The organism is Vibrio salilacus (assembly GCF_002811245.1).
Taxonomy (GTDB): domain Bacteria; phylum Pseudomonadota; class Gammaproteobacteria; order Enterobacterales; family Vibrionaceae; genus Vibrio; species Vibrio salilacus.
The window spans coordinates 1-2145 of the sequence record NZ_NIVQ01000055.1 but is presented as its reverse complement, the minus strand read 5'-3'; the positions used below and the strand labels follow the sequence as shown (position 1 = coordinate 2145).

Sequence of the window (2145 nt, the reverse complement as noted above, 5' to 3'; positions counted from 1 at the left end):
ATGTGGGATGCAAACAGCGCCAAAAATTAACTCTTGACGCCATAGTCTCTTGTTAGCTGAATTTTTCCATAACAAAGTTCTGCAGCTTTTGACCACGAACTTCTATCGCTTGCTCTTTCACAACCTTAAAACCAAATTTTTCGTAGAAAGGTCGAGCTGTAATACTAACCTCAGAATAATACTTGGCAATACCACGTGCTTTCCCAACTTTAAAAACGTGCTCCATAAGACAACGAGCAACACCTTTACCTTGGTAGTCATGATGACAAAAGAAATGATCGATTAAACCACTTTCTTGAAGGTCAGCATAACCAACAATGACACCCTCTATTTCTGCAATAAAAGGTGAAATAGCGTTCAGTTTATTCTTCCAGATCTCGCGGTCAAAATTATCTGGTGCCCAAGCCTCAACTTGCTCTTGGGAATAGTCTCGGCTATTCACGTTACGAACCGTATGATAAAAAAGTGTCCACAACTCACTTGCGTCAGATTCTTCGTATTTTCTAATTTTGATCATGCTACTTGTACCACTATTCAGCTAACGCTGCGTTAAGGTGTGACAAGCGCTTGCCATACTTGAGCGAAGCGAAACCGGCAAGCGTTTGGAATCACTCTTAAACGCTTTGTTATGCGTCACTTGCGATCACCTCAAATTAATACCATAATTAGGTACTATTTGGTATTAGGAGATTGCAATGGCTAAAAATACTAGCATCACTCTCGGCGAACACTTTGATGGCTTCATCAGTAACCAGATCCAAAGTGGACGCTATGGCTCAGCAAGTGAAGTAATTCGTTCCGCTCTACGTTTACTCGAAACACAAGAAACGAAAATGAACACTTTACGACAACTACTCGTTGAAGGTGAAGAAAGTGGTATGGCTGATTATGACCTCGATTCGTTTATCAGTGAACTAGATAGCGAAGAGAGAAAATGAAACCATTCCAACTAACCAACAAGGCAAAGTCTGATTTAAAAGATATTGCCTTGTTTACCTCCCGCAGATGGGGCCGCGAGCAACGTAATATTTATCTCAAACAATTCGATGAATCATTTTGGCTACTCGCTGAAAATCCTGATATCGGTAAAACTTGTGATGAAATCAGAGATGGCTACCGAAAATTTCCACAAGGAAGCCATGTTATTTTTTACCAACAAATTGGTAGCCAAAACATCCAGATCATCAGAATCTTGCATAAGAGTATGGATGTGAACCCCATCTTTGGCGCATAACGCCGCGTTAAGTGGTGAGCAACGCCTACCACCTGACCTAAACTATTGTGCCGTAAACACTGAAGCTGAAGCAAACCGAAAATGCCAAGCGTTGGGAATCCGTCTTAAACGCTTTGTTATGCTGCTGTTTTACGAAAACCTTGAAGCTAGCTTTTTATACACTGCATCTTTGTCACGCTTTCCTATAGCTAACACGTATACGACAATTTCATTATCAATCACTTCATAAGCTAAACGGTAGCCTGCTGTCCGCAGTTTGATTTTGTAAACCGAGTCGTAACCACGGAGCTTGGAAGATGGAACATGTGGATTTTCGAGACGTTCCTTAAGTTTCTTTTTAAACTGACTTTGAATTGGTGGAGCTAATTTGCTCCACTCTTTCTTTGCAGCGGGCAGAAATTTAAGTTTATAAGTCATCGATATCAACTTCCACGGCTTCAGATAGATCAACACGACGACTTTCAACAAGCTTTGCAAGCTCATAGTCATCAAGCATATCCATCAGAAACTCGTAAGTTTCCGCAGGAACAAGATAAGCTGCGGGCTTGTTGTGGTTTAAAATAGCAATAGCAGAACCATCAGCTTCATTTAGTAAAGCGGTTGGGTTTTTCTTTAGCTCAGAAATACTTGCTGAGCAATCAGCTAAAACTTGTCTCATAGGAACACCAATTAAGCATTTAAATTAGAGCCAATTTTAGACCATAATTTGAATCATGGCTAGAAGTTTATGAAAGCTGCATAACGCCCAATTAAGGGGTGAGCAACGCTACCACCCAGGCTTAAAGTATGGTGCCATAAACACTTAACTTGAAGTAGAAGCAAAAATGCCAAGCGTTGGGAATCCCTCTTAAATTGTTTGTATGGATAATAACTAACAAATCAGGGTAAAGTGAGACCCAGACTTTAGCTGC

Annotated in this window: 5 protein-coding genes; 2 read left to right on the top strand and 3 right to left on the bottom strand. The window is 40.6% G+C overall.

Annotated features, from left to right (window positions below; all coding sequences use genetic code 11):
- Positions 1-52: 52 nt before the first annotated feature.
- Positions 53-517 (bottom strand): GNAT family N-acetyltransferase, encoded by a 465-nt coding sequence (locus CDZ87_RS16565; RefSeq protein ID WP_100754510.1) that lies wholly within the window; start codon positions 515-517, stop codon positions 53-55.
- Between the two features lie 178 nt (positions 518-695).
- Here CDZ87_RS16565 and CDZ87_RS16560 point away from each other — a divergent pair, with 178 nt between their 5' ends.
- Together CDZ87_RS16560 and CDZ87_RS16555 are read left to right on the top strand one after the other, a co-directional pair.
- A complete protein-coding gene (locus CDZ87_RS16560; RefSeq protein WP_038176344.1) occupies positions 696-938 on the top strand; it encodes a type II toxin-antitoxin system ParD family antitoxin in 243 nt (80 codons plus the stop codon).
- The gene (locus CDZ87_RS16555) at positions 935-1234 is read left to right on the top strand and encodes a type II toxin-antitoxin system RelE/ParE family toxin (RefSeq protein ID WP_019282621.1); all 300 of its coding nucleotides are present in this window, start codon (positions 935-937) and stop codon (positions 1232-1234) included. Before CDZ87_RS16560 ends, CDZ87_RS16555 begins: the two co-directional genes overlap by 4 nt.
- 129 nt (positions 1235-1363) lie before the next feature.
- Here CDZ87_RS16555 and CDZ87_RS16550 read toward each other — a convergent pair whose 3' ends face one another.
- Together CDZ87_RS16550 and CDZ87_RS16545 are read right to left on the bottom strand one after the other, a co-directional pair.
- The gene (locus CDZ87_RS16550) at positions 1364-1651 is read right to left on the bottom strand and encodes a type II toxin-antitoxin system RelE family toxin (protein WP_100754509.1); all 288 of its coding nucleotides are present in this window, start codon (positions 1649-1651) and stop codon (positions 1364-1366) included.
- Entirely contained in the window at positions 1641-1892 is a 252-nt protein-coding gene (locus CDZ87_RS16545) for a type II toxin-antitoxin system Phd/YefM family antitoxin (protein ID WP_065431664.1), read from the bottom strand. The genes CDZ87_RS16550 and CDZ87_RS16545 overlap by 11 nt, the downstream gene beginning before the upstream one ends.
- Positions 1893-2145 lie beyond the last annotated feature (253 nt).

What these genes read in the sequence shown, in the direction of transcription:
- CDZ87_RS16550 (WP_100754509.1), bottom strand. Translation starts at nt 1,651, where the DNA reads ATGACTTATAAACTTAAATTTCTGCCCGCTGCAAAGAAAGAGTGGAGC.
- CDZ87_RS16555 (WP_019282621.1), top strand. Translation starts at nt 935, where the DNA reads ATGAAACCATTCCAACTAACCAACAAGGCAAAGTCTGATTTAAAAGAT.
- CDZ87_RS16560 (WP_038176344.1), top strand. Translation starts at nt 696, where the DNA reads ATGGCTAAAAATACTAGCATCACTCTCGGCGAACACTTTGATGGCTTC.
- CDZ87_RS16545 (WP_065431664.1), bottom strand. Translation starts at nt 1,892, where the DNA reads ATGAGACAAGTTTTAGCTGATTGCTCAGCAAGTATTTCTGAGCTAAAG.
- CDZ87_RS16565 (WP_100754510.1), bottom strand. Translation starts at nt 517, where the DNA reads ATGATCAAAATTAGAAAATACGAAGAATCTGACGCAAGTGAGTTGTGG.